Below are 25,406 nucleotides of genomic sequence, written 5' to 3' on the forward strand. Positions count from 1 at the left end.
ATGTCGCCATAGCGACCGGTCTGAACACAGAGGTTACCATGAAAACGCTTTCCGTCTCCCTGTTGACGCTATCCCTGCTGGTGGCTTCTAACGCTGTCCTGGCGCAGGACACTGCGGGCTCGCCCCTCGATGAAAAGCCCGAGATGCCGGCCGAACCGGTGATCACGCCCGATTATGAGCCGGCGGCAACCGGATCGGAAATCGTGATCCGCCCGGGAGAAGACGTGGTTTACTACGAGTATCGGGTAAACGGCGAAATAAGGGAGATCAAGGTAGTGCCGGATATTGGCCCCTCCTATTACCTGGTGCCAGCCGAGGGTGGTGGCTGGATCAGGGAGGGGGAAACCTCCCTGCTGGTGCCAAGCTGGGTGCTGTTCCGCTGGTAGGTCCGGTGCCCGCATGCCCGGCAGGACTTCCGGGCATGCGGTGGAGTGGGTCAGATCAGGTCCACGGCAACCGGGTCAGACCGACGGCTTTCAAGACCGTCCACATCCAGTGTGCTGACCGCAAACTCGTAAGCTCCGGGATCGAAATTATCCAGTGCCAGGCTGTCCGAGTCCGGCCCTTCTATAATGATGGATTCAAATTCTTCCTGATGCCTCAGGCGATAGTACACCCGGTAACCGCTGATCTCGCCGGGATACAGCTTGCTACCGTCCACCCGGGTAAGCGGTGAATCCCACTGCAGGGTGGGTCGCTCCGCCACGGGCTCGGGTTCTTCGGGCTTCGGTTCCGGTGCGGGCTCCGGCTCGGCGACCTCTGGCTCGCCATCACTGTCCGCCGGTTCGTCCCGGGGCTGCCCGGTATCGCTATCGCTCGTGTCGGAGTCCGGCTGTTCTCCCTCGGGCACCGGCACCGGGATCGGGTCGGCAAAAATCGGGTTCTCGATAACGTCGCCCGGCTGGGCAATCTGGGGAGGGGGGGTATCCTCATCCTCAGCGATCGACTTGTCCGGCTCGCCCGGTGTAGCGGTCTGATCCTGGGCGGTGTCGACGGGATCCTGGTGCGTTGTCCTGGTCTCCTGACTGGTTGTGCCGGTCTGGCTGCTATCTGCTTTTTCGGTACCGGAGCTTCCCGATTCTCCGCCACAGCCGGCAATGGCCAGGCTGACAACGACCATCAGACTCCATGACAGTCGCTTGCGTTCGTCCTGAAACGCCATGATGTTCCCTCGCACGATTTTCCGGACCCACCCGGATAAATGCCGGTTATGGTGGCTGGTGTCCCGGCTGGCCTGGGTGGGTTGTCGGTGCTGCGCTGATGATTGTTGACGTTTTTCAGCGTCCTGGTCACCGAGCATGGTCGGGAAGTCGGCCCCCCGGATGCCACTGCGTACGAAACAGTTCCGGATTATGAAGGCTGGGCAAGTCGTCTCAAGTGACCGTTTTGTAAAATGCCGGCTGGTTCACCAAATTGGCATCTGACCGAATCCTGCCGATTAGTATGAACACTCTAACTTCCCTCTCTACACTGGCTGTGAAATCGCCGGAGAACCCGATTCCCGGCAGGACTGTTTACCGGACACACATTAAGGGAGTGCCGACATGAGCAAATTGAGAACCTGGCAGGAACAGCTTCAGGATATGGTCGACAAGGGTATCGATGCCGCCGAGAACGCGCAGAAGCAGATTGCGGCGAAGCCCTTCCAATTGGCGGAAAGGGTGGAAACGGAAGTTCGCCAGCATCGGGTCAAGAATCTGCGCAAACGTTATGATGGTGCCAGCGGTGCGCTCTTTGACCAGCTGAGAAGCTTCAATAGTCGTGTTGGTGATTTTGCAGCGGATATGGTGGCTCGTCTGGAAAAGGAAACCGCCGAGACGGCGCGTTCGGTCAGCAAGACCGCTGATGAAGTGGCCGATGAGGTTTCCGCTACCGCAAAAACCACCGCCAGCGACGTGTCCGATACGGCTCAGAAGAGTGCCAATCGTGCTTCCAGGGGCGCTCAGGCTGCCGCCAAGGATATTTCCAGTGCTGCGGATTCAGCCAACAAGGAAGTGTCCAAGGCTGCCCAGAGTGCGCAGAAGACAACGTCTCGCGCCAAGTCTTCCAGTACGCGAAGCCGTTCTTCAGGCGCCAAGAGTACAACCAGCGCCTGAAGCGGTCACTGTTAATGCCATGGTAAGGGGCCCGGGCCACTGCCGCCGGGCCACTAAAAAGGCCACCTGTCAGGGTGGCCTTTTGCGTCTGGACATGCGAACCCGGTACGCCTATCGGTTTGCCCCGGCCGACTCCGTTTCCAGCGGTAAGGTACGCTCTTGCTCGGTAATGACTTCCAGCCGCTCGATATCTTCCCGGAAGCTTTTCCGGATCTGTTCGATCTCCCGGTTCTGGACAGCGATTTCGGCCTCGATATCCTGGATCTGTGATTGCAGGCGTTCGATCTTGCTGAGGGTGCCCTCGGGAATTTCCCTGCCCGACCGTTCCAGGTCGGCCGCCCGGGACTGCTCGGCGTCCAGCTGGGATTCAATCACCGAGATATTGCCACGCTTGAGCTGAATCAGGCCCTCAAGCTCATCGATCTTGCGGTGAAGGGCGCGGACGGCATCGTCCGGATGGCGATACCGGCGCAGCAGGGCCTTGTCGCGTACCCGCTGCTCTTCGGCTTCCTGCTGCCGGCGCTCTTCCTCGGCGCGCTGGCGCAGCTCCTCCTCCGTGGGGGCCGGTGCGATGCGTTCGACCACCCGTCCCTGATTGTTGAGGATTTCGTAACCGCGGGTGGAGGCTTCCTGGGGAACGGTATTGCTGATCACCATCCGCCCGTTGTCGTCCTTGTAACGATACATTCTGGCATCCGTCAGGCTGGACATCAGCAGGCAGCTGGCAGCGAGAATACAGGTTGTCAGTTTTTTTGCTTGCACCGGTTACACCGTTTCTGAATCACCATCTGTATTGAACAAAAGCATACCAGAGATGGCGATGGTTATTTCGGGTTGTTTCACAAGCCTGGAAAGTGACATTGGCCCGGCCGAATGCTTACGGCCCGGTCAGACGCCGTACTGAGCCCGGTAGGCCGCTATGCTGTCTGCATGACCGGCAAATTCCGGGTGCCCCTGGATATACTCAAGCACCTGTTCCAGCCGGATGATGCTTATGACAGGGATGCCGTAAGTCTGTTCCACTTCCTGGATGGCCGACAGTTCGCCCTTGCCCCGCTCCTGACGGTCCAGGGCGATCAGTACGCCGGCCGGAGTGGCGCCGGCGGCCTCGATAATGGCCATGGATTCACGAATGGCGGTGCCGGCGGTAATGACGTCGTCGATAATCAGCACCTTGCCCTCAAGGGGGGCGCCCACGATATTGCCGCCCTCGCCGTGGTCCTTGGCTTCCTTGCGGTTGAACGCCCAGGGCCGGTTCTGTCCCTGTTGCGCCAGTGTCATGGCCGTGGTGGTGGCCAAGGGAATGCCCTTATAGGCTGGACCGAAAATAATGTCATAATCCAGCCCGCTCCGGGTGAGAGCAGCGGCGTAGGCTTCACCCAGTTGCAACAGGTCATTGCCGCTGTTGAAGAGCCCCGCATTGAAAAAATACGGACTGGTACGTCCCGACTTGAGGGTGAACTCCCCGAAACGGAGCACCTGACGGTGAATGGCAAACTCTATGAAATCGCGCTGGTAGTCGTGCATGGCAAGGCTTCTGGCGGGGTCTGGTTCTTTCAAATACGTGTAAAACCGGTATCATACACTCAAACTGAATCAGGGAATACGTATGCGTGTAGTATCAATCAGCGTCAGTGGCCTGGAACAGGCGATTGAGAAAGGTTTTTTTGACTGGATCGCCGACCAGGACGCCGACGTCATCTGTGTTCAGGACCACCGCATGCGGGTCTACGAAATAGAGGACCGAAACCTGATTCCGGAAGGTTATGAAGCCTACTTTATTGATGGCGAACTGGATGAGCATGGCGGTGTGGGTATCTACACCCGTCACTTCCCCAAGGCGATCATGTACGGCTTTGCCAGCGAGCAGGCTGATCGCGAGGGTCGTTTTATCCAGGCGGATTTCGACCGGGTCAGTGTGGCCAGCGTACTGGCTCCCTGTGCCCTGGGGCGCGAGGATGAGCTGCTGGGTGACGAGAATGACCTGACCGTTCTGGATCACAAGGATGAATTTATGGACGCTTTTGGCCTGCACATGCAGAAAACCCTGCGCAAGCGTCGCCAGTTTATCTTCTGCGCCAACCTGCAGACTGCCCAGCATGTGACCGATGCCAGCCCCATCTACCATCAGCTGGATGTATCCGGCTTCCTGCCCCACGAACGGGCCTTTCTCGACCGGTTGTTTGATGAAATGGGGGCCATCGATGCCTTCCGCGAGATCAACAAGCAGAGCAACCAGTTCACCTGGTGGCCGGAATGGGATGGCGGCGAACGCAAGAATGTGGGCCTGCGGGCGGACTACCAGATGCTCACCCCCGGCATTCGCAAGACCATCCAGGATGGCTGGATTGATGAGGCCGCCCGCTTCTCGGATCATGCGCCACTGATCATGGACTACGATATCGACGTCGGCTTCTGATCAGATCTGAAGCAAAAAAAGCGCGCCGGGTCTGCCCCGTCGCGCTTTTTTTGTGATCGCCATTCCCTGGCGAACCGGCAATGCTGCCGCGGCTACTCGGCCAGGGCGGCCTTCTGGATCTCGAACAGCTGCTCAATTCCCTGTTTTGCCAGATTGAGCATGCTGTCCAGTTCTTCCTGAACAAACGGCGCACCCTCGGCGGTGCCCTGGATCTCGATGAAGCCCCCCTGGTCCGTCATGATAACGTTCATGTCGGTTTCGGCTGTGGAGTCTTCCGGGTAATCCAGGTCCACAACCGGGGTGCCCTGGTAGACGCCGACAGACAGGGCCGCGACCATCTGTTTCAGTGGCGACCTTGCCAGTCGACCCTCTTTTACCAGATAGTTCAGGGCGTCCACCAATGCCACGCAGCCGCCGGTGATCGCGGCGGTTCGGGTGCCGCCATCGGCCTGAATGACGTCGCAATCAATGGTGATGGAGTGTTCGCCAAGGGCCTTCAGGTCGACGGCGGCCCGCAGTGACCGGCCGATCAGGCGCTGGATTTCGACGGTGCGCCCGCCCTGCTTGCCGCGGGCAGCCTCACGGCCCATGCGGCTGCCGGTGGAGCGGGGCAGCATGCCATATTCGGCGGTGATCCAGCCCTGGCCTTCACCGCGCAGAAAAGGCGGCACCTTGTTTTCCACAGAGGCGGTGCAGATCACCCGCGTGTCGCCGAACTCCACCAACACGGAGCCTTCCGCGTGGCGGGTAAAGTGGCGGGTGAGCCTGATGTCTCTGGGCTGTTCGGGCTGTCGTCCGCTCGGTCGCATAGTTAGTCCTTCTGGAACTGGAAATTGAATGAAGCCGGCTGCGGTTGATGCTGCCGGTAATGCGGAAAAGGAGCGGGAGTATAACACGGGCAAGGTGCCCGGGCTTGTCAGGGGCAGGATTTCCGCAGCCATGAACTGGTAGACTGTCCAAACGTGTTACCGACCAACCCGGAGCCACCATGATCAGAAGCATGACTGCCTTCGCGCGCCAGGAGACCCAGGGAGAGTGGGGTTGCCTGACCTGTGAGATCCGCACCGTTAATCATCGTTACCTTGAGCCGTCCTTCCGGTTGCCGGAGGCATTGAGGGAGCTGGAAAACGGGTTCCGCGAGCACCTGCGCAAGACCCTGGGGCGCGGCAAGGTGGATGTCGGTATGCGCCTGCAGTCATCCGACACCGCCGATACAGGGCTGGTGGTCAATGAGCGGCTGGCCGGCAGCCTCAACGAGGCCATCAACCACGTCAACCGTATGCTGGACAACCCGGCCCACATCAGCGCCATTGACGTGCTCCGCTGGCCGGGTGTGCTGGAGCGGGAGGAGCCGGACCTGAGCCCGGTCAAGGCGGCCGCTGATGAGCTGTTCCGCCGTGCCGTGGAAGATCTGGTGCAGGTACGGGAGCGGGAAGGTGAGCGCCTGCGGCCGCTGTTCGAGCAGCGGCTGGATGCCATGGCTGAGCTGGTTGGTCAGGTGCGGGAGCGGATGCCCCAGCTGCTCAGTGCGCAGGCGGATGCGCTGCGGGAGCGGTTCCGGGCGGCATCGGTTGAGCTGGACCCGGACCGGCTCAGCCAGGAAATGGTGATGCTGGCACAAAAGTCCGATGTGGCCGAGGAGCTCGACCGCCTGGACGCCCACCTGAGCGAGATCCGTGACACTCTGCAGCGCAACGACGCCATCGGACGCCGGCTGGATTTCCTGATGCAGGAGCTCAACCGGGAGGCCAATACCCTCAGCAGCAAGTCCATTGATGCCGATGTCACCCGAATAGCCGTCGACATGAAGGTCTACATCGAGCAGATGCGGGAGCAGGTGCAGAACCTGGAGTGACGAAGCTGCGGACACCCGGTCAGACAGACTCCCCCGCCGCCGGGGTGGGCGAGCCAGTCCTGAATCCGTATAATTACGCACGCTTTTAACCGGGGGTGCGCAGGCGCACCTCCCCATGCCCGTTCAACAGCAGTGCAACCCTATGAGTCAGCCCGTCGAGAAAGGCACCCTGTATGTAATTTCCGCGCCCTCTGGTGCCGGCAAGACCAGCCTGGTGGGGGAGATGATCAGGGCAGACCATCGCCTCGGCGTTTCCGTGTCCCATACCACCCGGCCCATGCGGCAGGGCGAGCAGGACGGTATCAACTACCATTTTGTCAGCCGTGAGCAGTTCGAGGCCATGATCCTGCGGGACGAGTTCCTGGAACATGCCGATGTCTTCGGCAATTACTATGGCACCTCGCAGGTGTGGGTGGAGCAGATGCTGGCCAGGGGGCGCGATGTCATCCTGGAGATCGACTGGCAGGGCGCGGCCCAGGTACGGCGGCTGTTGCCGGATTGCGTCGGTATTTTTATCGTACCGCCATCCGCAGCGGTATTGCGTGCACGTCTGACCGGTCGTGGCACCGACTCGCCGGAGGTGGTGGAGCGGCGCCTGAGTGAAGCGGCTGAAGAGTGCCGCCATGCGTTGGAGTTTGATTATCTGGTAGTCAATGATGATTTTGGCGAGGCGCTGTCAGAGCTGCTGTCCATCGTCACCACCCAGCGGTTACGCATGGACCGTCAGGAAAAGCGCCACGCCAGGTTGCTCTCTGAACTGATGGACAGTGGCCGCCAGGAATAGTCTGTGTACATCCTGAGCGCTTGGCAGTAAACTACACGGTCTGGTAAACCCGCTTAGCCGGGCCACATCGCAATCGTTGATCGATCTAGTCGGGGAATGTAATGGCACGAGTTACCGTTGAAGATTGTCTGGAGAACGTGGACAACCGTTTCCAGCTGGTTATGCTGGCGACCAAACGCGCCCGCCAGATTGCCACCAAGGGCTACGAGCCACTGCTGCCGGAAGAAAACGACAAGCCGACCGTTATTGCTCTGCGAGAGATCGCTGAAGGCAAGATTACCCGTGACCTGTTGCGGGTAGAGGAAGAGGATTGAGGTCAGTCAGGTTACTGACCACTGGCTTCCGGCGAAAAGACCATTGAAATTCGCCCCGATGGATTTATAGTGGAAAAAGAGGCGTCTTTGTTACGCTCGATTTCCCGACGGGGTAAAGGAAAACCCGAATGTTCGCATTCGGGTTTTTTTGTCCGTCATCCATAGAAGACTCTACGGAGGCGCGGTGTCGCAAGTGGCTGCTGTAGCAGAGCAGGAACCGACGGTTGAAGACCTGACGGGCCGGCTCGGCGATTATCTGGACAACAGTCGCATCAACCAGGTGCGGCGGGCCTACTATTATGCCGAGCAGGCCCACGAAGGCCAGATGCGTCGCAGTGGCGAGCGATACATTACCCATCCCCTTGCGGTAGCCACCATCCTTGCGGACATGAAGCTGGACCATCAGAGCCTGATGGCGGCCATGCTCCACGACGTCATCGAAGACACCGGTATTCCCAAGGACGCCCTGATCGAGCAGTTCGGCGACTCGGTGGCGGATCTGGTGGATGGCGTCTCCAAGCTGACCCAGATTGAATTTCGCACCCGGGCCGAGGCCCAGGCCGAGAACTTCCAGAAGATGACCCTGGCCATGGCCCGGGATATCCGCGTCATCATCGTCAAGCTGGCGGACCGGCTGCACAACATGCGCACCCTGGGCCCTATGCCCTATGAAAAGCGCCAGCGCATCGCCACCGAAACCCTCGATATCTATGCGCCTATTGCCAACCGGCTGGGCATGCACCGGATGTGTACGGAGCTGGAAGACCTGGGCTTCGCGTCGCTGTATCCGATGCGGGCCAGGTACATTTCCAAGGCGGTTTCCAAGTTGCGGGGCAGTCACCGGGAGATCATCGACGACATCCGTGGCAGGCTGGAGGAAAGGCTGCAGGAGCGGGGGCTGCCCGGACGTATCCAGGGGCGGGAAAAGCACCTCAACTCCATCTACAACAAGATGAAGTTCCGCCATAAGTCGTTCCACGAAATCATGGATGTGTACGCGTTCCGGATCATAACCGACACGGAAGACGACTGTTACCGCATACTCGGGGCTGTGCACAGCCTCTACAAGCCGCTGCCAGGCCGCTTCAAGGACTACATTGCCATGCCCAAGGCCAACGGCTACCAGTCGTTGCACACCACCCTTTTCGGCATGCATGTGAACATCGAAATCCAGATCCGCACCGAGGAGATGGAGCAGATTGCCAACGACGGTATCGCCGCTCACTGGATGTACAAGCACCAGCAGTCTCCGGTAACCGCCGTCAACCAGAAGCGGGTGGACCGCTGGGTTCAGGGCCTTATGGAGATGCGGGAGCGGGCCGACGACTCGCTGGAGTTCATTGAGCACGTCAAGACCGATCTGTTCCCCGACGAAATATACGTGTTCACCCCCAAGGGCAAGATTCTGGAGCTGCCTTCCGGGGCTACGCCGGTGGATTTCGCTTACGCTATCCACACCGATATCGGCAATGCCTGTGTGGCCTGTCGCATCAACCGCAACCTGGGGTCCCTGAGTCAGACCCTGCAGAGCGGCCAGACCGTGGAAGTCATCACCGCCCCCAACGCCCGTCCCAACCCGGCGTGGCTGAGTTTTGTGGTAACCGGCAAGGCGCGCAGCAGCATCCGTCATGCACTGAAGGCGCAGCGTCGCAGCGAGTCGGTGGAGCTGGGCAAGACGTTGCTGAAAAAATCCCTGCATGGTTTTGGTCAGAAGCTTTCAGAGCTGGGGCAGGAGCAGATCAACGCCGTGGTGAAACATAACCAGGTGACGGATTTTGACGACCTGCTCAGTGATATCGGCCTCGGCAACCGCATGGCCTACCTGATTGCCCGCCAGCTGGTGGCCGGTGAACCCGGGGCCGAGACCAGTTCCCTGGATGTGGGCACGGTGACTGATCACGGTGACAGCAAGCGCGGCGCGGTTACCATTCGCGGCACGGAAGGGCTGCTGGTCCGTTTTGCCAGCTGCTGCAAGCCCATCCCCGGTGACCCGGTGGTAGGCGTGATGGATTCCGGTCACGGCCTGGTGATTCATAGCGACACCTGCCGGCGCCTGCCGGAGGCGACCGAAGACCAGGCTCAGTTGACCCACCTCAAGTGGGCCAAGGACATCTCTGACGAATTCTCGGTGGAGCTACGCGTGGAGCTGGAACGTCAGCGCGGAGTTATCGCTGAAGTGGCCAACGCCGTGGCGGTGGCAGATGGCAATATCGAGCGCATCAATGTGGAGGAGCAGAACGCCCGCCTCAGCGTTGTCAGCCTGGTAGTCCACGTAAACGGTCGCCGGCACCTCGCCCGGGTCATGCGCCGCATTCGCAATATCCGGGCGGTGACCCACATTACCCGTATCCGAAGCTGATCACGATCCACGCTTTGTCCTGCTGCTTGCGGGCGCGACCGCTGTCCTGTTGACAGTGTCAGTGCCCTGGCGGCAGCATATTCTTTTAACAGCAACGCAGGATTCACCTGACATGAGCAACAAGTCCATTATCCAGACAGATTCCGCCCCGGAAGCCATTGGTACCTATTCCCAGGCCGTGAAGGCGGGGGATACCGTGTACCTGTCCGGGCAGATTCCGCTGGATCCGGCAACCATGGAAGTGGTCACCGGTGATTTCGCCGACAAGACGCGTCGTGTCTTCGATAACCTCAAGGCCGTCTGCGAAGCTGCCGGAGGTCGCCTCCAGGATATCGTCAAGCTGAATATATACATGACCGACCTGGCCAACTTCGCCACCGTCAATGAGGTCATGGCGACCTATTTCCAGGAACCCTATCCGGCCAGGGCAGCCATTGGCGTTGCTGCGCTACCCAAGGGTGTGCCGGTGGAAATGGACGCGGTGATGGTCATCAGCTGATCAGATTCCTCTGGTCTATCCTTGCCCCTTCCGGGCCTCCCCCTCCTTCAGGGCCTGGATCATGGGGCGATACCCGGCCCGGAAATCGGGATAGGTGAAGTCGAATCCGCTGTCCAGCAGCCGCCGGTTGCTGCAGCGTTTGCTGCCACCCCGGCCCCCTCGTCGTCCGTCGGGGCGTGGGGGCTGGCAGGGTATCTGCCCGCGGATCCAGTCGACCACGTCATCAAGCCGCACCGGCTCGCAGTCACTCGCCAGGTAGCAGCTCTCCAGTTCGGTGCCCGCCAGCGATTGCCTGATCAGGTGAACGCACACATCGGCCGCATCCTGTTCATGAATACGGTTGGTATAGGGGCCTGGTGAGTCCGGGTTGAGTTCCCCTTCCCGAACCGATTCCAGGAATCGTCCCCGGCCTGGTCCGTAAATGCCGCTGAAACGGATCACCGTGGCGGGCAGTCCGCTGTCCAGTGCCAGTTTCTCCCCCTGCAGCACCCGTTCCCCACTGTAGCGGCGTGGTGCGACCGGGCTGAGCTCGTTGACCTCGGAGTCGTCATCCTGCCCATAGACACTGGTGCTGCTGATAAAGAGCAGTCGTTTCAGATTGCGGGTGTCGGTGACTGCGAGCAGGTTGGCCAGTCCGTCCACGTACGCGCCCCGATAGCCGGCATCGTCATAGGTGGAGGGTGTCAGGCAATAGAGGATGATGTCCGGTGCCTCCGGCACGGCCCGGGCGAGACCGGGCCTGTCCAGCAGGTCCGCCGGGGCCGGATGTACCCCCTGGGGGATGGCGGAAACGGTGCGCCGGATGCCCCATACTTCGCCAATGTCTGTCAGTGCGCTGGCGACGGCGCCTCCAAGGGCGCCGCAACCGGCTACCAGGATGTGGGGTGGATACTGGTCTGCAGAGATTGCCATAGTCAATTTCAATCCTTATGCTTGAGTTCATAAAGAGCAATTGGAGTCTGTCATGACCCTGACCGAATTACGTTACATTGTCACGCTTGCCAGGGAAAAGCACTTCGGGCGAGCCGCCGAGCGCTGTCATGTCAGCCAGCCCACGCTCAGCGTTGCGGTGAAAAAGCTGGAGGAAGAACTGGGTATCCCGCTGTTCGAGCGAAGCAAGAGCAGCATTCGGGTGACCGAGACCGGCCAGCGAATCATCGAGCAGTCCCAGCGGGTGCTGGACCAGGTCGGTGTTATCCGGGATATGGCCCAGGATGGCAAGAACCAGCTGAATTCACCCCTCAGAGTTGGTGCCATCTACACTATTGGGCCCTACCTGTTTCCTCATCTCCTGCCGGAATTGCGTCGCGCGGCACCGGATATGTCCCTCTATATCGAGGAAAACTATACCGGGAATCTCCGCCAGAAGCTCCGCCAGTCGGAGCTGGATGCCATCATCATCGCCTTGCCCTTCGAAGAGCCTGAAGTGGTCACCCTGCCGCTGTACGATGAGCCCTTCGTGATCCTGCTGCCCGGCGGGCACCCCCTGGCAAAGGAGAAATCCCTGTCTGCCGAACAGCTTGCCAATGAGCAGCTTCTGCTGCTTGGTCCCGGGCACTGTTTCCGTGACCAGGTGCTGGAATCCTGTCCGCCTCTGGTGGAAGCGGTGGCGGAACGCAACGCCGGAGCCCGCCGGCCGTCCCTGGTGACGGAAGGCAGCTCCCTGGAAACCATACGCCATATGGTTGCTTCCGGCCTGGGCGTCACCATCCTGCCGCTCTCCGCCGCCACGTCCATGACCTATGATGAAGACATCCTTGCCGTGCGGCCGTTTTCACCACCGGTGCCTTTCCGCACCGTGGCACTGGCCTGGCGGGTCACCTTCCCGCGCCCCAAGGCGATCGACGTTCTCTCGCTGGCTGCCAGCCAATGCCGGGTCATCGAAAAGGCGGAGCAGCAGAAACCGGCCCTGGTTGCCGGGGCCTGACCCGTTCCCATGGCGTCACTGGAAGACCTGCCCATAACCACCCTCAAAGGCGTTGGCGCTGCGCTGGCGGGCACGCTTGCCAAGCTGGGCATCCACTCGCTGCAGGACCTGCTGTTTCATTTGCCCCATCGCTACGAAGACCGTACACGGGTGATCCCCATGGGCAGCCTCAGGCTGGGGGACACCGGGGTGGTGGAAGGGGTCGTGATGCGCACGGACATGGTGATGGGGCGGCGCCGTAGCCTGCAGGTTACGCTCCGGGACGACACGGGCTTCCTGGTGATGCGTTTCTTTCACTTTTCCGCTGCCCAGAAAAACCAGTTGACCGAGGGCGCGCGGGTCCGTTGTTACGGTGAAGTACGCCCGGGGCGGGCGGGATTCGAGTTCTATCATCCGGAATACCAGGTCAACCCGTCCCCCATGCCGCCGCCGGGCGAAGCCACCCTGACGCCGGTCTACCCCCTCACCGAAGGCATCCAGCAACCCCGGGTCCGTAGCCTCTGTCATCAGGCTCTGAGTTATCTCAAGCGTTACCCGATCCGTGACTGGCTGCCGGAATCGCTGCTGGAGGACTACCAGCTGCCGGACATAACCGCTGCCGTGGCCCTGGTGCACGCACCACCAGCGGACGCCCCGGTTCACCTGCTGATGGAGGGCCGCCATCCGGCCCAGCAGCGGCTGGTTATGGAGGAGTTGCTGGCCCATCAGCTCAGCCTGTTGCTGGTACGCCAGCAGATCCAGCAGCGGGAGGCCCTGGCGCTACTGCCCACTGGCGACCTGGTTGAGCGTTTTCTGGATCAGTTACCGTTCAGTCTGACGCCGGCCCAGGCAAGGGTGGTGTCTGACGTTCGCCAGGACCTGAGCCAGCCGCTTCCCATGTTGCGCCTTGTACAGGGAGACGTGGGCTCGGGCAAAACCGTGGTGGCGGCTATGGCGGCCCTGCAGGCTGTTGCCGCGGGTGCCCAGGTGGCATTGATGGCACCGACTGAAATTCTGGCAGAGCAGCATTTCCAGAATTTTGTGCAATGGCTTGAGCCCCTGGGGCTTGAGGTGGCCTGGTTGTCTGGCAAGGTCAAGGGCAAGGCTCGCGCCGGGGCCCTGGAAAGACTGGCTACCGGACAGGTGAGCCTGGTCATTGGCACCCACGCGCTGTTCCAGGGGGATGTGGGGTTTGACCGGTTGGGGCTGGTGATCGTGGACGAGCAGCATCGCTTCGGCGTACACCAGCGTCTGGCTCTGCGGGACAAGGGTGCCGAGGGCCGCCTGGCACCTCACCAGCTGATCATGACAGCCACGCCAATTCCCCGTACCCTTGCCATGAGTGCCTATGCTGATCTGGATACGTCGTTGATCGACGAGTTGCCGCCGGGACGCAAGCCGATCGAGACCATCGTGATTCCGGATGCCCGCCGCGACGAAGTCATAGAGCGGGTACGTAAGGCCTGCGGTCAAGGCCGACAGGCTTACTGGGTGTGTACCCTGATTGAGGAATCCGAAGCGCTCCAGTGCCAGGCCGCCGAAGTGACCGCGGAAAACCTGCGGGAGCGGCTGCCGGAACTGGGTGTGGGGCTGGTCCATGGTCGCCTGAAAGCCACCGAAAAGGCGGGGGTGATGGAGCAGTTCAAGAACGGTGAGCTGGATCTGCTGGTGGCGACGACCGTTATCGAGGTTGGTGTTGACGTACCCAATGCATCGTTGATCATTATAGAAAACCCGGAGCGCCTGGGGCTGGCCCAGCTTCACCAGTTACGGGGGCGTGTCGGTCGGGGCGAGGAGGCGAGTTTTTGCGTACTCATGTACCAGGCGCCTCTCTCCCAGAACGGCCGGGCCCGCCTTCAGGCGTTGCGTGACAGTCAGGACGGTTTTGTCATTGCCGAGAAAGATCTGGAAATTCGGGGGCCGGGAGAGGTGCTGGGCACCCGCCAGACAGGCATGATGCAGTTCCGGCTGGCGGATTTCGAACGGGACCGGGGCTGGATTGAAACCGTCAGGGATATCGCCCCCGGTATCATGAAGCACCCCCGGTCCGTGGACGCGCTGGTGCGACGCTGGCTCGGTGAGCGGGTCCGATATGGCGATGTATAGCGTTTGCTGGCGGACACACATAACAGAAATTACCAGTCCGGGCCTGTAAGCAGGGCCGGTTTGGGCCACAATACAATAAAGGGTCTCTTGGCAGATCCAGACAACTGACACATGCGGCGGGAGAACAGCATGGAAATGGCCGGTGCGATCCGGAAACTGCTAGAAGCATCAACCATCAATGCGCACCCTGAAACCTCCGCGATGCCGGCGGAGGTGCCGATCCTGCGAATGGTGCTGCTGGGCGATAACCAGGGACATATCCAGGTAATCTGTCGTCGTGACGATCTGCTGGACCTGGCTGACCTGAACCAGCAACTGGAGCGTGACCTTCATCTGGTGTCTCAGGCCGATTATGCCCGGGTGCGCCAGCAAACCGGACTTCACGACATACCGGCGCTGCCGGGGCTGACCGGCTGGCCCACGGTGCTTGATACGCGGGTTGGAAAAACCGACCGGGTTGCCATTGAGCCCGCCGGTGATAACGCCCGTCTGGTACTGGCGCAGGAGGATTTCCGGACCCTGGCGGGGCAGGTGGACGAGCGATCGTTTTGTGTGCCTCTGGCAGACATACAGGTGAACCTGGAGTCACCCGAGAAAGACCGTGAACAGGTGTTCACCGCTATCCAGCGTTTCACCGGTCTGAGAATCCGGCAGCGCCTGGAAGACACCCTGGAGTTGCCGCCGCTACCGGAGACGGCCCAGCGCATCATTCATCTGCGGGTTAACCCCAATGCCGTCATGGGAGATCTGGTGGATATCGTGGAGAGCGATCCGAGTCTGGCCGCGCAGGTGGTCAGCTGGGCGTCGTCTTCGTTCTATGCGGCAGCCGGTCAGGTACGCTCGGTGCACGATGCGGTCTCCCGCGTGCTTGGTTTTGACCTGGTCATGAACCTGGCCATGGGGTTATCCCTGGGCCGTGCCCTGAAACAGCCGGAGGACCATCCCCGGGGGTTTGTGGGGTATTGGCAACAGGCCATCTGGCAGGCCCAGGCATCCGGTGCGCTGGCGTCGATGATGCGTGGCAGTCAGCGCCCGGCCTTTGGTCTGGCCTATCTTTCCGGCCTGCTGCACAACTTTGGCTATCTGGTGTTGGCCCAGGTCTTTCCGCCCCATTTCCGCCTGGCCTGCCGCAACTGGGAGGTCAACGGGCACGTGGATTCGTCATTGGTGGAGCATCATCTGCTGGGCGTTACCCGGGAACAGCTCGCCGCCGAGTTAATGTCCAACTGGGGCATGCCCGACGAAGTGATTGTGGCCCTTCGGCACCAGAAGAACCTGGACTACCGGGGGCCCAACGAAACCTATGCCCACCTGCTCTGGCTGGGTCGTCAGCTTCTCAATGAGCGTGGGTTGGGTATCGGGCCCCGGGAAACCATTCCGGACGGACTGTACACCCATCTGGGGCTGGCTCCTGCCGCAGTGGAGGACAGGTTTGACGATCTGGTGGCATCCAAAGATTCGGTGGTGGCCATGGCAGGCATGATGAGTAACGGCTGATCCCCGTCACTTGTTCAAGGCCACTGGTGTCCCGTTTGGTTAATTCGCTGACTTGCTGAGTGATACTGGGGCGGGTGGCAGACCGAAAAAAGCCGGCCCGAAGGCCGGCAAGCTCACCCGCTTGTTGCAGATCACGACACGATCGAGTCAGACGTGCCGGTAACACACTGGCCGCTTGTCTCAACGATCAAGCGCAATAAGGGTTTGATGTTAACTTTAGTCAAATGACTGAAAATTGCTCGTCAGATCTGGTTGCATAACCCCTGTTTCAGCTTGCTATTGGTTACAAAGCAACTAAAAGTGCTTTATTTTCAGGCGGCCAGCTCTCGGATGTTTTTACAAAGTGTTACAAAAATATGGTACCCGGTCTCACTATAGAGGGGAGGTGGCGATTGCCGGGGGCTGGCAGGGCGCGTGTCAGTTGAAGCGATGATGGCGGATGGCTGTGGCGGCACGACGGATGGCATCTGAATGGGTCTGCTCCAGGGCGAAACGTTCTTCATCCATCTTGCGTACGAAGCGGGCATCCGTCTGCTGCCTGGCGCGATGGGTCGGCATGTGCTGGATCTGGTCGTGGATCTCGAGAAAGATCTGATAGGGAGGCTGCTCGAGAAGGTCCGGTGCCACGTGATCCAGCAGCCCCTTGATCCTCAGGCAGGCTTCCGAATATTCCACCTGGTCCTCTTCCACGGCCATCGCCAGTATACGAATGCTCTCAATCATGCTGTCTCGCCGGTCCGCCTGGAAAGCCTGGGCGCGGGCCTCCTGGCGCCGGTCTTCCCGGATCAGCCGCCAATGCCTGATGATGAAGGCCAGCAGAAGGGCAATAACCGCCAGGCCAAGAATAATCAGACTCCATTGCAACCACTGGGGCATCGACGGGCTCCGGTATAAAGTGTGTGGTCAGGATACACCAGTGTAAACGGATGTCGACCGGCTTGCAGAGATCGGCCGACGACGACAGGGGGTGCCCCGATGTGTGAACGCTGTCATCACCGCCATGGCCCTGCAGTGGTTATGATGTCTGCCTGTTATTACACCGGTCCGGGATGAGGATGCCATGACCACTGCGAACAGGGAGCTGCAGCCCGGCGACAGCTGGATGCCGGCAATAGCGATGCTGGCAATCGCCCTATTGGTGATTGCGGCATTGCTGAACGGTATCGGAACCGTTGGCGTTATGGCGTCGGCCTCGCCTGACAGGGGCCACCATATCGCAATGCCCTCGCTGAACCCTGCCCAGCGGCTTCCGTTCGCCAAAGCAGACCGTGCCATCGAACGTCTGCACCTGTCCGGGTTGGGCCACCCTGAGGAATTCGAAGCCTACGAAAGCCTTTTGCTGGCGCTGGCCGAGAGTCTGCCCGCAACGCCGGACGAGGTGGCATTGGCCAGGGCGGGAGAACTGCTGTCGAGAAGTCTGCCGGCGCCAGCGGCTGAAGATGTCATCGCCATGTTGCCATCATTTCTCAGCTATCAGCAGACAGAAAAGGCGCTGCTGGGGCTGTCCCCCGGTGCGCCCGGCGACATTGAGGGTGCCTATCTGCATTTAAGGCTTCAGGATGCACTTCGTGACACGATTCTGGGCGAACGGATAGCGGATCAACTCTATAGCGTCAGTTACCGCATGACCGAAACTCACATGGCGCGTCAGATGCTGATGCAGCGGAAAGATCTGGATGAGGACGAGAAGCGTCGCCTTATTCGCGAGCAGATGGACGCCCTGAGGCTTCAGGAAAATCCGGAGGACGCCGGATGAGTCGCAGAACATCGTCTGCTGGCTCGTTGCTGCCGCTGCTGGGCGCGTTGGCCACCGGGGTCATGCTGGCGGTGCCCTACAATTATGCGGGATTCTATCCGTTGACCTGGGTGGCGTTCGTGCCGCTGCTGCTGGCCACCCACGGTCGGGGCTATCTTTGCCATTACCTGCTGGGCCTGGTCAGCGGCCTTGCCATGTATCTGGTGGCAACGCCCTGGATGGTCGAATTCCTGCAGCGCCTGAAGGACTACTCCCTGGCACCGGCGGTTGGCGGCGCCGCGGTATTCTGGCTGCTGACGTCCCAGTTGCCAGCCCTGTTAATGGTCAGCTACCGGTGGCTGCAGCGCTTTACGGGGCATTACCCCCTCTGGGCCTTTCCCATACTGGTCATGCTCTTCTACGGCTGGTTCCCGGTGCTGTTTCCCCTGCAACTGGGTGAGAGCCAGAGTGCCTTCCTGCCCGCTATCCAGGCTGTTTCATTGACCGGCGTCTATGGACTGGATCTGATGATTGGCATAAGCAATGCCCTGGTGGCCGCCGCGATCTTGCAGCGACAGGGCCGGGAACCGGGCCTTGGAGGGCGGGGCTCCGTCATTGCCGGTGTCGCCGGGGTCATAGCGTTGACAGTATGGCTGGGGTTTGGCTGGTGGTCGCTGGCGCAGTGGGACCACCGGGCCTCGCAATGGCCCACGCTGGCAGTGGGGCTTGTCCAGCCGAATGAGGTTCCGAGCGCCTCGGTGCCTGACCCGGAACCAGGCTACGGCCGGGCCTGGCCGCCTGAGATGGAAGTGACTGAGGCACTGGTGTCTGCCGGCGCAGAGGTGGTGTTGTGGCCGGAAACCCGTTACAAGGGCTACTTTGAAGTGGACCACGTACCGGCCGCCTACCAGCGCAACGTGGGTGCGCTGGGGGTGCCGCTGGTGTTCCATGACGCAGAGCAGCAGGGCAGGGGAAAGGACTTCCGGGAGTACAACACCGCGATCTTCCTGGGGGCGGACGGCGAACTGTCGGAGCGCTACCGCAAGCACCGTCTGGTGGCTTTTGGCGAAACCCTGCCCCTGTCCAGGGAGTTTCCATGGCTGGTGAGCTGGGCGGAGCGTTACCTGGGCGACTTCTTTGCGAACCTCACGCCCGGATCGGACCGGGTAACCTTCCCGGTCAACGGGGTCCATCTGGTACCCGCCATCTGCTATGAGAGCGCCTTCCCGGGGCATGTTGCCCGATCGCTGGCAGCGGCTCCTGGTAGCCCTCTGCTGGTGGTTCTATCCAACAACGGCTGGTTTGGTGATTCACGTCAGCCCTGGCAGCATGCCGGCGCCACCATCCTGCGGGCGGTGGAAAATCGCGTGTCCCTGGTTCATGTCATTAATAACGGTCCTTCTACCGTGGTCTCTCCATCTGGCCGCATTCTGGCCGCTACTGAATTCCGGGAAAGGGCCGGGCTGCTGAGTCAGGTGCCCTACACACCGGCAAACGGGGCATTCAGCTCCTGGTTTACCCGGTGGCCCGAATGGTTGGCAGTTGTGGCCGCAATCGCGCTTCTGTTGGGGGCCGCGGTGGCCCGTGTGCGGCGGGACGGCCGCTAGCACCCTGTTTGATCAGCCTGTGAACCAGATCGCTGTCAGGGCGCCCGGAAGCTGGGAAAGGTCCCCTGAATTGTTGCTCACGTTATAGCCACCCCCTTTGGTCGCCCCATACACTTTCCCTGCCTGAACCGGTATTCAGCGAGTTTCGTCCGGAACGACGAAGCGATACCAGAGACACCCTAAAACGAGCAGGAGATTCGTCGTTATGTTCAACAAAAACGTAAAACAGCTGGGGTTTGCAATTGTAGCTTCATGCGTGGCATTCAACGCCTCGGCCATTGGTGGCGGTGGCGGATCCAGCGCCGACAAGATGATTGTCGGTGACTCCATCTTCGCGCTGTCCGGCGATATCCACAGCTATCTGGAAGACGACCTGAATGAAACCATCGACACCTACGCCCGCAGCGGTTGTCAGGTGAACGGAACCAGCCTGCTGTGCAGCCGCCGTTACACCATCCCCAACCAGTACGACAGGGCTGATAAGGATGGTATCGACACTGTCATCATGAACGGTGGTGGTAACGACTTCCTGCTGGGCGATGGTGCTGACTGTACCACCGAGGCCTGTGTTGAAGAGGTTCTGGCCGGTGTCGAGCAGACCCTGGCAGGCATGTTCAATGATATGCAGAACGATGGCATCAGCGAGATCATCTTCCTGGGTTACTACAACACCGATGATGAGCAGAACACCGCCATCAATACCATCTCCTCAGCCTATAAGGCGGAGAACTACCCGCAGATGGGTGTGGATTTCATCGATACCCGTCCCGCCTTTGCTGGCAACGAGAGCCGTTACATTTCGTCTGACGGCATTCACCCCACCGCTGCCGGGTCCCGGGTACTTGCCGATCTGATTCTGCAAGAGCTTGACTGATCTGGTTGTGCGTTAAAGCCTGAAGATATACAAACGCCGGTGGTCGGTCACGATCACCGGCGTTTGTGTCAGTGTCCCTTGATATCAGTGTCTCTGCTCAGGTAGCCAATCCTCTGGATCGAACCATGTCAAAGCTATCAACGCCGGTGCTGCTGGCAACCCTGTTATCTTCCGGCCCGGCTTTGTGCTCCGGGCCGGAGCAGGTCACCAACGCTTTGGGGATGACCTTCAACAAGGTGCCGGCAGGCACCTTCATGATGGGCAGTGCGCCGGGTACTCCGGGCCATGAAGCGGATGAAGTGCGTCGCCAGGTTACGATCTCCGAACCCTTCTATCTGCAGACCACAGCCGTTACCCGTGGCCAGTGGCTCGAGCTTGTGGATGGGGTGCCCTCGGCCTTTCCCGAGTGTGGCGACCAGTGTCCGGTGGACGGCCTCAGGCCCGATTGGGTGGACTGGTACGTCAATGCCCTCAGCGAAGAGGACCCCAACTGGGACTATCGCCTGCCCACCGAGGCTGAGTGGGAGTACGCGGCCAGGGCCGGTACCGAGGGTGTCTATTACACGGGCGATTGCCTGTCTGGCCAGCAGGCCAATGTTTCCGGCTCCAAAGTCCTGCCCGGTTGCGAGTCTTTCCCGAATTCGGCGGGTCCCCAACCCGTGGGACAGTATTCGCCGAACCCCTGGGGCTTTTACGACATGCTGGGCAATACCTGGGAATTGACGGCGGACTGGTACGGGCCCTGCCGGGAAGCGCCGGTGACCGATCCCACCGGCCCGGACGAGGGCAGGCACCGGGTGATTCGCGGCGGGAGTTGGCACTTCCAGTCAGTTCATGCCCGGGCGGCCAATCGCTTCCGCACGATCAGCGATATTGCCGGTTTCCGACTGGTAGCAGTCCCCGAAAACCCGGTCTCGGGTGACCAGTAGAAGGTATGCGAGGACCTCCGGATGGCTTCAGTCCGAGAGTTCCGTCTTCAGGTACTCTGGTAGCCAGTTGCTGGCGGCTTCGACTTCCTCTTCCGTGAAATAGGTGGCCATCAACGATTCAACCTGACGGGCTTTCTCATCTTCGGTCAGCCCGGCGTTGAGGATGGTATTCCTTTGTTGCGAGAACTGGTCATAACGATTCTGCCAGTCCTGCGTATCGGTTCCGGCCAGGTCCCTGGCGGCGACCAGCCCCAGCGTCTGTTGTTTCAGGTAATCCTGGGTCTCGTCACTCAGGCCCATGGACTCCCACTTCTGGCGCTCAGATCGAAGTTTTTCTACGGCATCCGTCCCTTTGCCGTCCACCAGCAAGGCTCCGGAGTGCAGATCCTCACGCAGGCGTGTCAGGGCCTGTTGCCTCTGCTCGCCGGTAAGATCCGGATCGGCGCGAACTTCCTCCATGGCGATCAGGTAGCGCTGATGGGCGTCCTCGCCGGCAAACAGCTGGCTGGCAGCCAGTGGGTCCATGTGTTGCCGGCGCAGGTCGATGGCCCGCTCCAGTTTCTGGCGGGGGCCAAGGTCGTCCAGTTTGCCCCAGTCCGCCTCTGCCGCTGCCAGTGCTTTGCGATAGTTGATGTAATCTCCGAGTATCCTGGCGGCCTGCGAGCCGGTTTCGCCAGCCAGGCCTGCTTCCACGTAGAGCTTCAGTTCGTTCAGGGTCTCAGGGCCCGCATTCTCCAGCCCACGAAAGGCCTGGCGCAGGGAGGCCAGGGCAATCTCATCCAGCACCAGGTCGCCGTTCTCATCGATGCCGATATTCGCCAGGGCGTGTTGCAGACGGTCCAGGCTGATTTCCGCATCGGGCGCTTCAGCGTCATCAGCTGACGGCTGGCTGTCAGCGACCCCGGTGCCTTGGGGGGAAGCGAGGTTGGTGTCCGGCTCCTGCCACTGGCTGGCAATAGTCTGCGTCGGGCGGCCAGAGTCGTCGGACGAAGCCCAGGAGGGTGCGGGCTCGGGAGAATCCGGCCAGAGCATCCAGCCCCCCAGCAAGACCAACGGTGAAATCACGGCTGCCAGCCACCATCCGTCACGATTTCCTGCCACATCCCTCTCCAGTCATGTTCCTGTACCCCATCATTATCTTGATGCGGAAATTGGGGTGATTTCAATATACATATAGTGTGAACTCTCGATGGTAGGTTGCCAGGGCCTGAGTGACTATGACATGAGTAGCAGTTAAGTCATTAAAAGGGGGCAACAGACTGGAGAGGCCAATGCCGGGCGGTTGTCGCAGGCCGTGTTACATAGGAATATCCGTATCTGAAACGTTTGGCGATGGCACGCGACAATGTTTCGGAAGTAACGTAGTGATCTGCTTTTGATTGGCAACGTAAAATTATCGACAAGCATTGCGGTGATCTGCATTGCATTGTTGGACGATAAGTTTTTGGTCGGCTCTGCGCCGGCCTTTTTTATGGGCGGCCCAAAGGCCGTGGCTCCCGGGGAACCGTCACGCGATGGCTGCCATGAAAGGTTACTGGAATTCATGGCTGGCAAGGGAGCCGGTAACAAGGTCAATATCTTCAATCAGCCTTTGGCCAAAAAGGTTTGCCCCACGGGTACTGAGGTGGCCGTAATCCGTGAGCATGACCGTTCCATCCTGGATCGGCTTGCAATCATTCGAGTCGGTGGAGCCACAGAAGTACTTTTGGGTATCAACGATGTCCACGTTCTCCGGTGCCTGAAGTGGGGATATTGCCTCGAGAAATTTGTCATGAAATCTCAGGTCAGCCTCCATCTGATCCGCGTCGTTGCCCCAAAAAGAGTATTTCGCGTCAAAACCGGGAAATTCCGGCATTGGCGTAAACAGGATCACCCGGTCAAAACGATCAGCCCAGAAAGTCATGATTTCCTGAAGGTGGGCCCCGGTCAGGTCCAGCTCTGTAAAACGGTTGGCCAGCACCACCGTATCCACTCCCGATTCCCGGGCTGAATGCAGGAATTTCTCGAGTGCAATATCGCAATAGGTCCTGATACTGTCGCTGGGGGTGAGGGGGCATCGGGAGCCTCCCATCTGCATCGGCTCGATAGCCGCGGCACGGAGCGCGGCTGCCTTGTCTGCAGAGTGCGAGTCCCCATAGACGGCAATTCGCCTCTGGCCGGCTGTCGGGGTGCCTGTACAGTCCCACTGCGCGATGAATTCGTTAATGCCAAGTTCGCCAAGATCCGGTGAGAAATGACAGACATTGGCTTTGATGGATTGCAGGCGCTCGCTATGCAGCTTTCTGATCGTGGACGTCCAGTTTCTCTGATCCGGAGACAACCGTTGCTCCAGGCCACCGGTCACGTGGCCAATCATGCCTGCGGACAAGAATAGGAGGGATGTCACTCCGGAAATGGCAAAAATTCTGTTCCGCGTCAGGCTGGTCCTGCGCTTGTCTCTGAACGGGCTTTCTATATAACGCCAACTGAGATATGCGAGCACGAGAGACAGCGCCGAGAGCGCCCCCATCAGATAGAGTGATGGTGTGGAAAAACTGTAGATGCGGGCGAAAGCAAGTAATGGCTGGTGCCACAGGTAGGCGCTGAAACTGATCAGGCCAATGCCAACCAACACCCTGGTGTGCAGAAGCCGTGCGACAAGCGTGTCTTTAGAGCCAAACAGGATGATGAACGCGGTGCCCATGACCGGGGCCAGGGCAAAGACGGATGGAAAAGGTGTTTCTTCGTTGTAAAAGAGCACCGGACAGACAATCAGCAAAAGGCCGGTAGCTGAGAGCCATTGGCTTGTTTTCTGGGCCCGGCCATAAAGCATGAGGGCGCATATGGCGCCGGTTCCAAGCTCCCACGCTCTTGTTGGTAGCAAATAGAAATTTGCACCCGGAGCATTTCTCCAGCCCCACTCGGAAAGTATCAGGCTGAAAGCGCTGAGGGCGACGATTACCCAGAAAATGGGCCTTTGTCCGAAGCGCCAAAGCATGAAAAGCAGAATCGGAAAGACAATATAGAACTGCTCTTCGACCGCCAGGCTCCAGGTATGCAAAAGAGGATTTTCTTCCGCAGGCTGCGCGAAATAATCCTCCTTTTTCCAGAACAGGACGTTGGACGCAAAAAAGACAATGGCGACAAACCCCTGAGAAAAATCGGTAAATTGGGTTGGCGTCATCCATGCCCAGGCAAACGGAATACAGCACAGCATGACAAGGAAAAGGGCGGGTAATATGCGACGGGCCCGTCGCTCATAGAACCTGGCAATGGAAAAAGTGCCTTTATCAAGGTCACTCAGAAGTATTGAGGTGATCAGGTAGCCGCTGATAACGAAAAAGACGTCAACGCCAACGTAACCCCCTGAAAACCAGGAGAAGCCGGCATGAAAAAGAATCACCGGCAAGACGGCGATTGCCCTGAGTCCGTCAATTTCGCGTCTGTATTGCATCCCTTCGTGCCTATTCCTGGCTGGGCGATAGCATGGCTGCCATGGCTGATTCCTTTCAGGTCAGTATAGAGGCTTGAGGCAGGGGGCTGAAATTACCGTTTCGTGACCTTTAGCGGTTGCTTGGACGTTCGCAGGTTGTGAAGTGGTGAGGTACGGCGTGACTGAAAGGAGTGGTGGGCCGGGCTGGGCGAAGCAGGAAAACAGCGGAAGCGTAGCTTTCGCCCTGCGAAGCGACAGAAATCTGTGATTTCTGGCCGGAATAGTCCGATGAGGTCCAGCGCGACTGAAAGAAGTGGTGGGCCCAGCTGGACTCGAACCAGCGACCAAGGGATTATGAGACCCTTACTTTCGTCCACTCTATTGCACTACTCTCCATAAAAACAATGCCTTATGGTTTTACGTCCTCAGTATACCACTTGGTTTCAGTCTATTGTGGACAATTTGTGGTCGCTGAATTTGCTTCTGAAAACCTCATTCAGCTCCTGAAACTCAGAAATTATAGGTCTAAGAACTGCCGACACGTGAGGACCTTCTACGTCAGAAACGGCAGCCATGTGCGATAGCCAAAACAAGGCGTCCGCAATATCGTCATAACGATCAAGCGCATCACCATAGTTAAGGGTTGTAAGGCTCATCATCGGATTTCTCCAAATAGTCGACGACTAGATCTCTGACAATCTGGCTGGCTGGCATGCCCAGGAGCTGTGCCTTTTGTTTAAGGCGTTCTATGTAGATGGGCTCCATTCGTACAGGCAAGACCTTCATCACCTGATTGCCTATAGTTTTTCTTCCCACTTTCTTGCGATCTTGATCAGTCATTTTCCTGCCTTCATTGGATACCTCCTTTTTGCGTAATACGAAACTAATTTTACGTATTACGAAATGGAGGGGTAATCCCCCCGAAAAACAGCGGTGATCAAAAGTAGAATTTTCCGTAAGCTACACGCAGGGAGATTCTGCATGAAGAGGTCACGTTTTTCCGACAGCCAGATC

The 25,406-nt window shown here is 59.4% G+C and carries 24 protein-coding genes; 15 read left to right on the plus strand and 9 right to left on the minus strand.

Annotated elements, in window-relative coordinates; all coding sequences use genetic code 11:
* Positions 1-38 precede the first annotated feature (38 nt).
* Complete coding sequence (locus tag ACFOZ5_RS17195; RefSeq protein WP_379889586.1) at positions 39-386, plus strand: DUF2782 domain-containing protein; 348 nt, start codon at positions 39-41, stop codon at positions 384-386.
* 50 nt (positions 387-436) lie between these two features.
* On the opposite strand, the gene ACFOZ5_RS17200 is transcribed toward ACFOZ5_RS17195, so the two are convergent.
* On the minus strand, positions 437-1,162 hold the full coding sequence (locus tag ACFOZ5_RS17200) for a fibronectin type III domain-containing protein (protein ID WP_379889588.1): 726 nt from the start codon (positions 1,160-1,162) through the stop codon (positions 437-439).
* A 382-nt stretch (positions 1,163-1,544) separates the two neighbouring features.
* On the opposite strand from ACFOZ5_RS17200, the gene ACFOZ5_RS17205 reads away from it, so the two are divergent.
* Entirely contained in the window at positions 1,545-2,096 is a 552-nt protein-coding gene (locus ACFOZ5_RS17205) for a hypothetical protein (protein ID WP_379889590.1), read from the plus strand.
* A gap of 111 nt (positions 2,097-2,207) precedes the next feature.
* Here the strand turns inward: ACFOZ5_RS17205 and ACFOZ5_RS17210 are convergent, their stop codons facing one another.
* Both ACFOZ5_RS17210 and pyrE read right to left on the minus strand, forming a co-directional pair.
* The gene (locus tag ACFOZ5_RS17210) at positions 2,208-2,858 is read right to left on the minus strand and encodes a DUF4124 domain-containing protein (RefSeq protein ID WP_379889592.1); all 651 of its coding nucleotides are present in this window, start codon (positions 2,856-2,858) and stop codon (positions 2,208-2,210) included.
* Between the two features lie 126 nt (positions 2,859-2,984).
* Positions 2,985-3,623 (minus strand): orotate phosphoribosyltransferase, encoded by a 639-nt coding sequence (gene pyrE / locus ACFOZ5_RS17215; protein WP_379889595.1) that lies wholly within the window; start codon positions 3,621-3,623, stop codon positions 2,985-2,987.
* Between the two features lie 82 nt (positions 3,624-3,705).
* Here pyrE and ACFOZ5_RS17220 point away from each other — a divergent pair, with 82 nt between their 5' ends.
* The gene (locus ACFOZ5_RS17220) at positions 3,706-4,515 is read left to right on the plus strand and encodes an exodeoxyribonuclease III (protein ID WP_379889598.1); all 810 of its coding nucleotides are present in this window, start codon (positions 3,706-3,708) and stop codon (positions 4,513-4,515) included.
* 92 nt (positions 4,516-4,607) lie between these two features.
* On the opposite strand, the gene rph is transcribed toward ACFOZ5_RS17220, so the two are convergent.
* The gene (rph, locus tag ACFOZ5_RS17225) at positions 4,608-5,324 is read right to left on the minus strand and encodes a ribonuclease PH (protein ID WP_379889600.1); all 717 of its coding nucleotides are present in this window, start codon (positions 5,322-5,324) and stop codon (positions 4,608-4,610) included.
* A gap of 179 nt (positions 5,325-5,503) precedes the next feature.
* Between rph and ACFOZ5_RS17230 the strand changes: the two genes are divergently transcribed.
* The 5 genes from ACFOZ5_RS17230 to ACFOZ5_RS17250 all read left to right on the plus strand — a co-directional run bounded on the left by ACFOZ5_RS17230 (position 5,504) and on the right by ACFOZ5_RS17250 (position 10,326).
* A complete protein-coding gene (locus tag ACFOZ5_RS17230; RefSeq protein ID WP_379889602.1) occupies positions 5,504-6,370 on the plus strand; it encodes a YicC/YloC family endoribonuclease in 867 nt (288 codons plus the stop codon).
* A 142-nt stretch (positions 6,371-6,512) separates the two neighbouring features.
* The gene (gene gmk / locus ACFOZ5_RS17235) at positions 6,513-7,154 is read left to right on the plus strand and encodes a guanylate kinase (RefSeq protein WP_379889604.1); all 642 of its coding nucleotides are present in this window, start codon (positions 6,513-6,515) and stop codon (positions 7,152-7,154) included.
* 101 nt (positions 7,155-7,255) lie between these two features.
* Positions 7,256-7,468, plus strand: a complete 213-nt coding sequence (gene rpoZ, locus ACFOZ5_RS17240) for a DNA-directed RNA polymerase subunit omega (RefSeq protein WP_379889606.1) — start codon at positions 7,256-7,258, stop codon at positions 7,466-7,468.
* A gap of 193 nt (positions 7,469-7,661) precedes the next feature.
* Positions 7,662-9,827 (plus strand): RelA/SpoT family protein, encoded by a 2,166-nt coding sequence (locus ACFOZ5_RS17245; RefSeq protein ID WP_379889609.1) that lies wholly within the window; start codon positions 7,662-7,664, stop codon positions 9,825-9,827.
* A gap of 112 nt (positions 9,828-9,939) precedes the next feature.
* The gene (locus ACFOZ5_RS17250) at positions 9,940-10,326 is read left to right on the plus strand and encodes a RidA family protein (protein ID WP_379889613.1); all 387 of its coding nucleotides are present in this window, start codon (positions 9,940-9,942) and stop codon (positions 10,324-10,326) included.
* 15 nt (positions 10,327-10,341) lie between these two features.
* Here the strand turns inward: ACFOZ5_RS17250 and ACFOZ5_RS17255 are convergent, their stop codons facing one another.
* Entirely contained in the window at positions 10,342-11,238 is an 897-nt protein-coding gene (locus ACFOZ5_RS17255) for an NAD-dependent epimerase/dehydratase family protein (protein WP_379889616.1), read from the minus strand.
* Between the two features lie 52 nt (positions 11,239-11,290).
* On the opposite strand from ACFOZ5_RS17255, the gene ACFOZ5_RS17260 reads away from it, so the two are divergent.
* From ACFOZ5_RS17260 to ACFOZ5_RS17270, 3 genes are all read left to right on the plus strand, one after another.
* A complete protein-coding gene (locus ACFOZ5_RS17260; RefSeq protein ID WP_379889619.1) occupies positions 11,291-12,253 on the plus strand; it encodes a hydrogen peroxide-inducible genes activator in 963 nt (320 codons plus the stop codon).
* Between the two features lie 9 nt (positions 12,254-12,262).
* Entirely contained in the window at positions 12,263-14,338 is a 2,076-nt protein-coding gene (gene recG, locus ACFOZ5_RS17265; protein ID WP_379889622.1) for an ATP-dependent DNA helicase RecG, read from the plus strand.
* A 129-nt stretch (positions 14,339-14,467) separates the two neighbouring features.
* Positions 14,468-15,835, plus strand: a complete 1,368-nt coding sequence (locus ACFOZ5_RS17270; RefSeq protein WP_379889625.1) for an HDOD domain-containing protein — start codon at positions 14,468-14,470, stop codon at positions 15,833-15,835.
* Positions 15,836-16,252: 417 nt separating this feature from the next.
* Here ACFOZ5_RS17270 and ACFOZ5_RS17275 read toward each other — a convergent pair whose 3' ends face one another.
* Positions 16,253-16,711 (minus strand): DUF2489 domain-containing protein, encoded by a 459-nt coding sequence (locus ACFOZ5_RS17275; protein WP_379889628.1) that lies wholly within the window; start codon positions 16,709-16,711, stop codon positions 16,253-16,255.
* A gap of 184 nt (positions 16,712-16,895) precedes the next feature.
* On the opposite strand from ACFOZ5_RS17275, the gene ACFOZ5_RS17280 reads away from it, so the two are divergent.
* The 4 genes from ACFOZ5_RS17280 (at position 16,896) to ACFOZ5_RS17295 (ending at position 20,980) form a co-directional block, all read left to right on the plus strand.
* Complete coding sequence (locus ACFOZ5_RS17280; protein WP_379889631.1) at positions 16,896-17,591, plus strand: hypothetical protein; 696 nt, start codon at positions 16,896-16,898, stop codon at positions 17,589-17,591.
* Positions 17,588-19,177, plus strand: a complete 1,590-nt coding sequence (gene lnt / locus ACFOZ5_RS17285) for an apolipoprotein N-acyltransferase (RefSeq protein ID WP_379889634.1) — start codon at positions 17,588-17,590, stop codon at positions 19,175-19,177. The genes ACFOZ5_RS17280 and lnt overlap by 4 nt, the downstream gene beginning before the upstream one ends.
* Positions 19,178-19,382: 205 nt before the next feature.
* Positions 19,383-20,051, plus strand: a complete 669-nt coding sequence (locus tag ACFOZ5_RS17290; protein WP_379889636.1) for an SGNH/GDSL hydrolase family protein — start codon at positions 19,383-19,385, stop codon at positions 20,049-20,051.
* 125 nt (positions 20,052-20,176) lie between these two features.
* The gene (locus tag ACFOZ5_RS17295; protein WP_379889638.1) at positions 20,177-20,980 is read left to right on the plus strand and encodes a formylglycine-generating enzyme family protein; all 804 of its coding nucleotides are present in this window, start codon (positions 20,177-20,179) and stop codon (positions 20,978-20,980) included.
* 27 nt (positions 20,981-21,007) lie between these two features.
* Here the strand turns inward: ACFOZ5_RS17295 and ACFOZ5_RS17300 are convergent, their stop codons facing one another.
* From ACFOZ5_RS17300 to ACFOZ5_RS17310, 3 genes are all read right to left on the minus strand, one after another.
* Positions 21,008-22,081: a lipase secretion chaperone gene (locus ACFOZ5_RS17300; protein ID WP_379889640.1), complete on the minus strand. Its 1,074-nt coding sequence runs from the start codon at positions 22,079-22,081 to the stop codon at positions 21,008-21,010.
* Positions 22,082-22,511: 430 nt separating this feature from the next.
* Positions 22,512-24,413 carry an acyltransferase family protein gene (locus ACFOZ5_RS17305; protein WP_379889642.1) on the minus strand — a complete coding sequence of 634 codons (1,902 nt, stop codon included), beginning with the start codon at positions 24,411-24,413 and terminating at the stop codon, positions 22,512-22,514.
* A 615-nt stretch (positions 24,414-25,028) separates the two neighbouring features.
* Entirely contained in the window at positions 25,029-25,232 is a 204-nt protein-coding gene (locus ACFOZ5_RS17310) for a hypothetical protein (protein WP_379889644.1), read from the minus strand.
* Between the last annotated feature and the right edge of the window lie 174 nt (positions 25,233-25,406).

Origin of the sequence: Marinobacter lacisalsi, assembly GCF_042651045.1 — a bacterium.
Taxonomy (GTDB): Bacteria; Pseudomonadota; Gammaproteobacteria; order Pseudomonadales; family Oleiphilaceae; genus Marinobacter; species Marinobacter lacisalsi.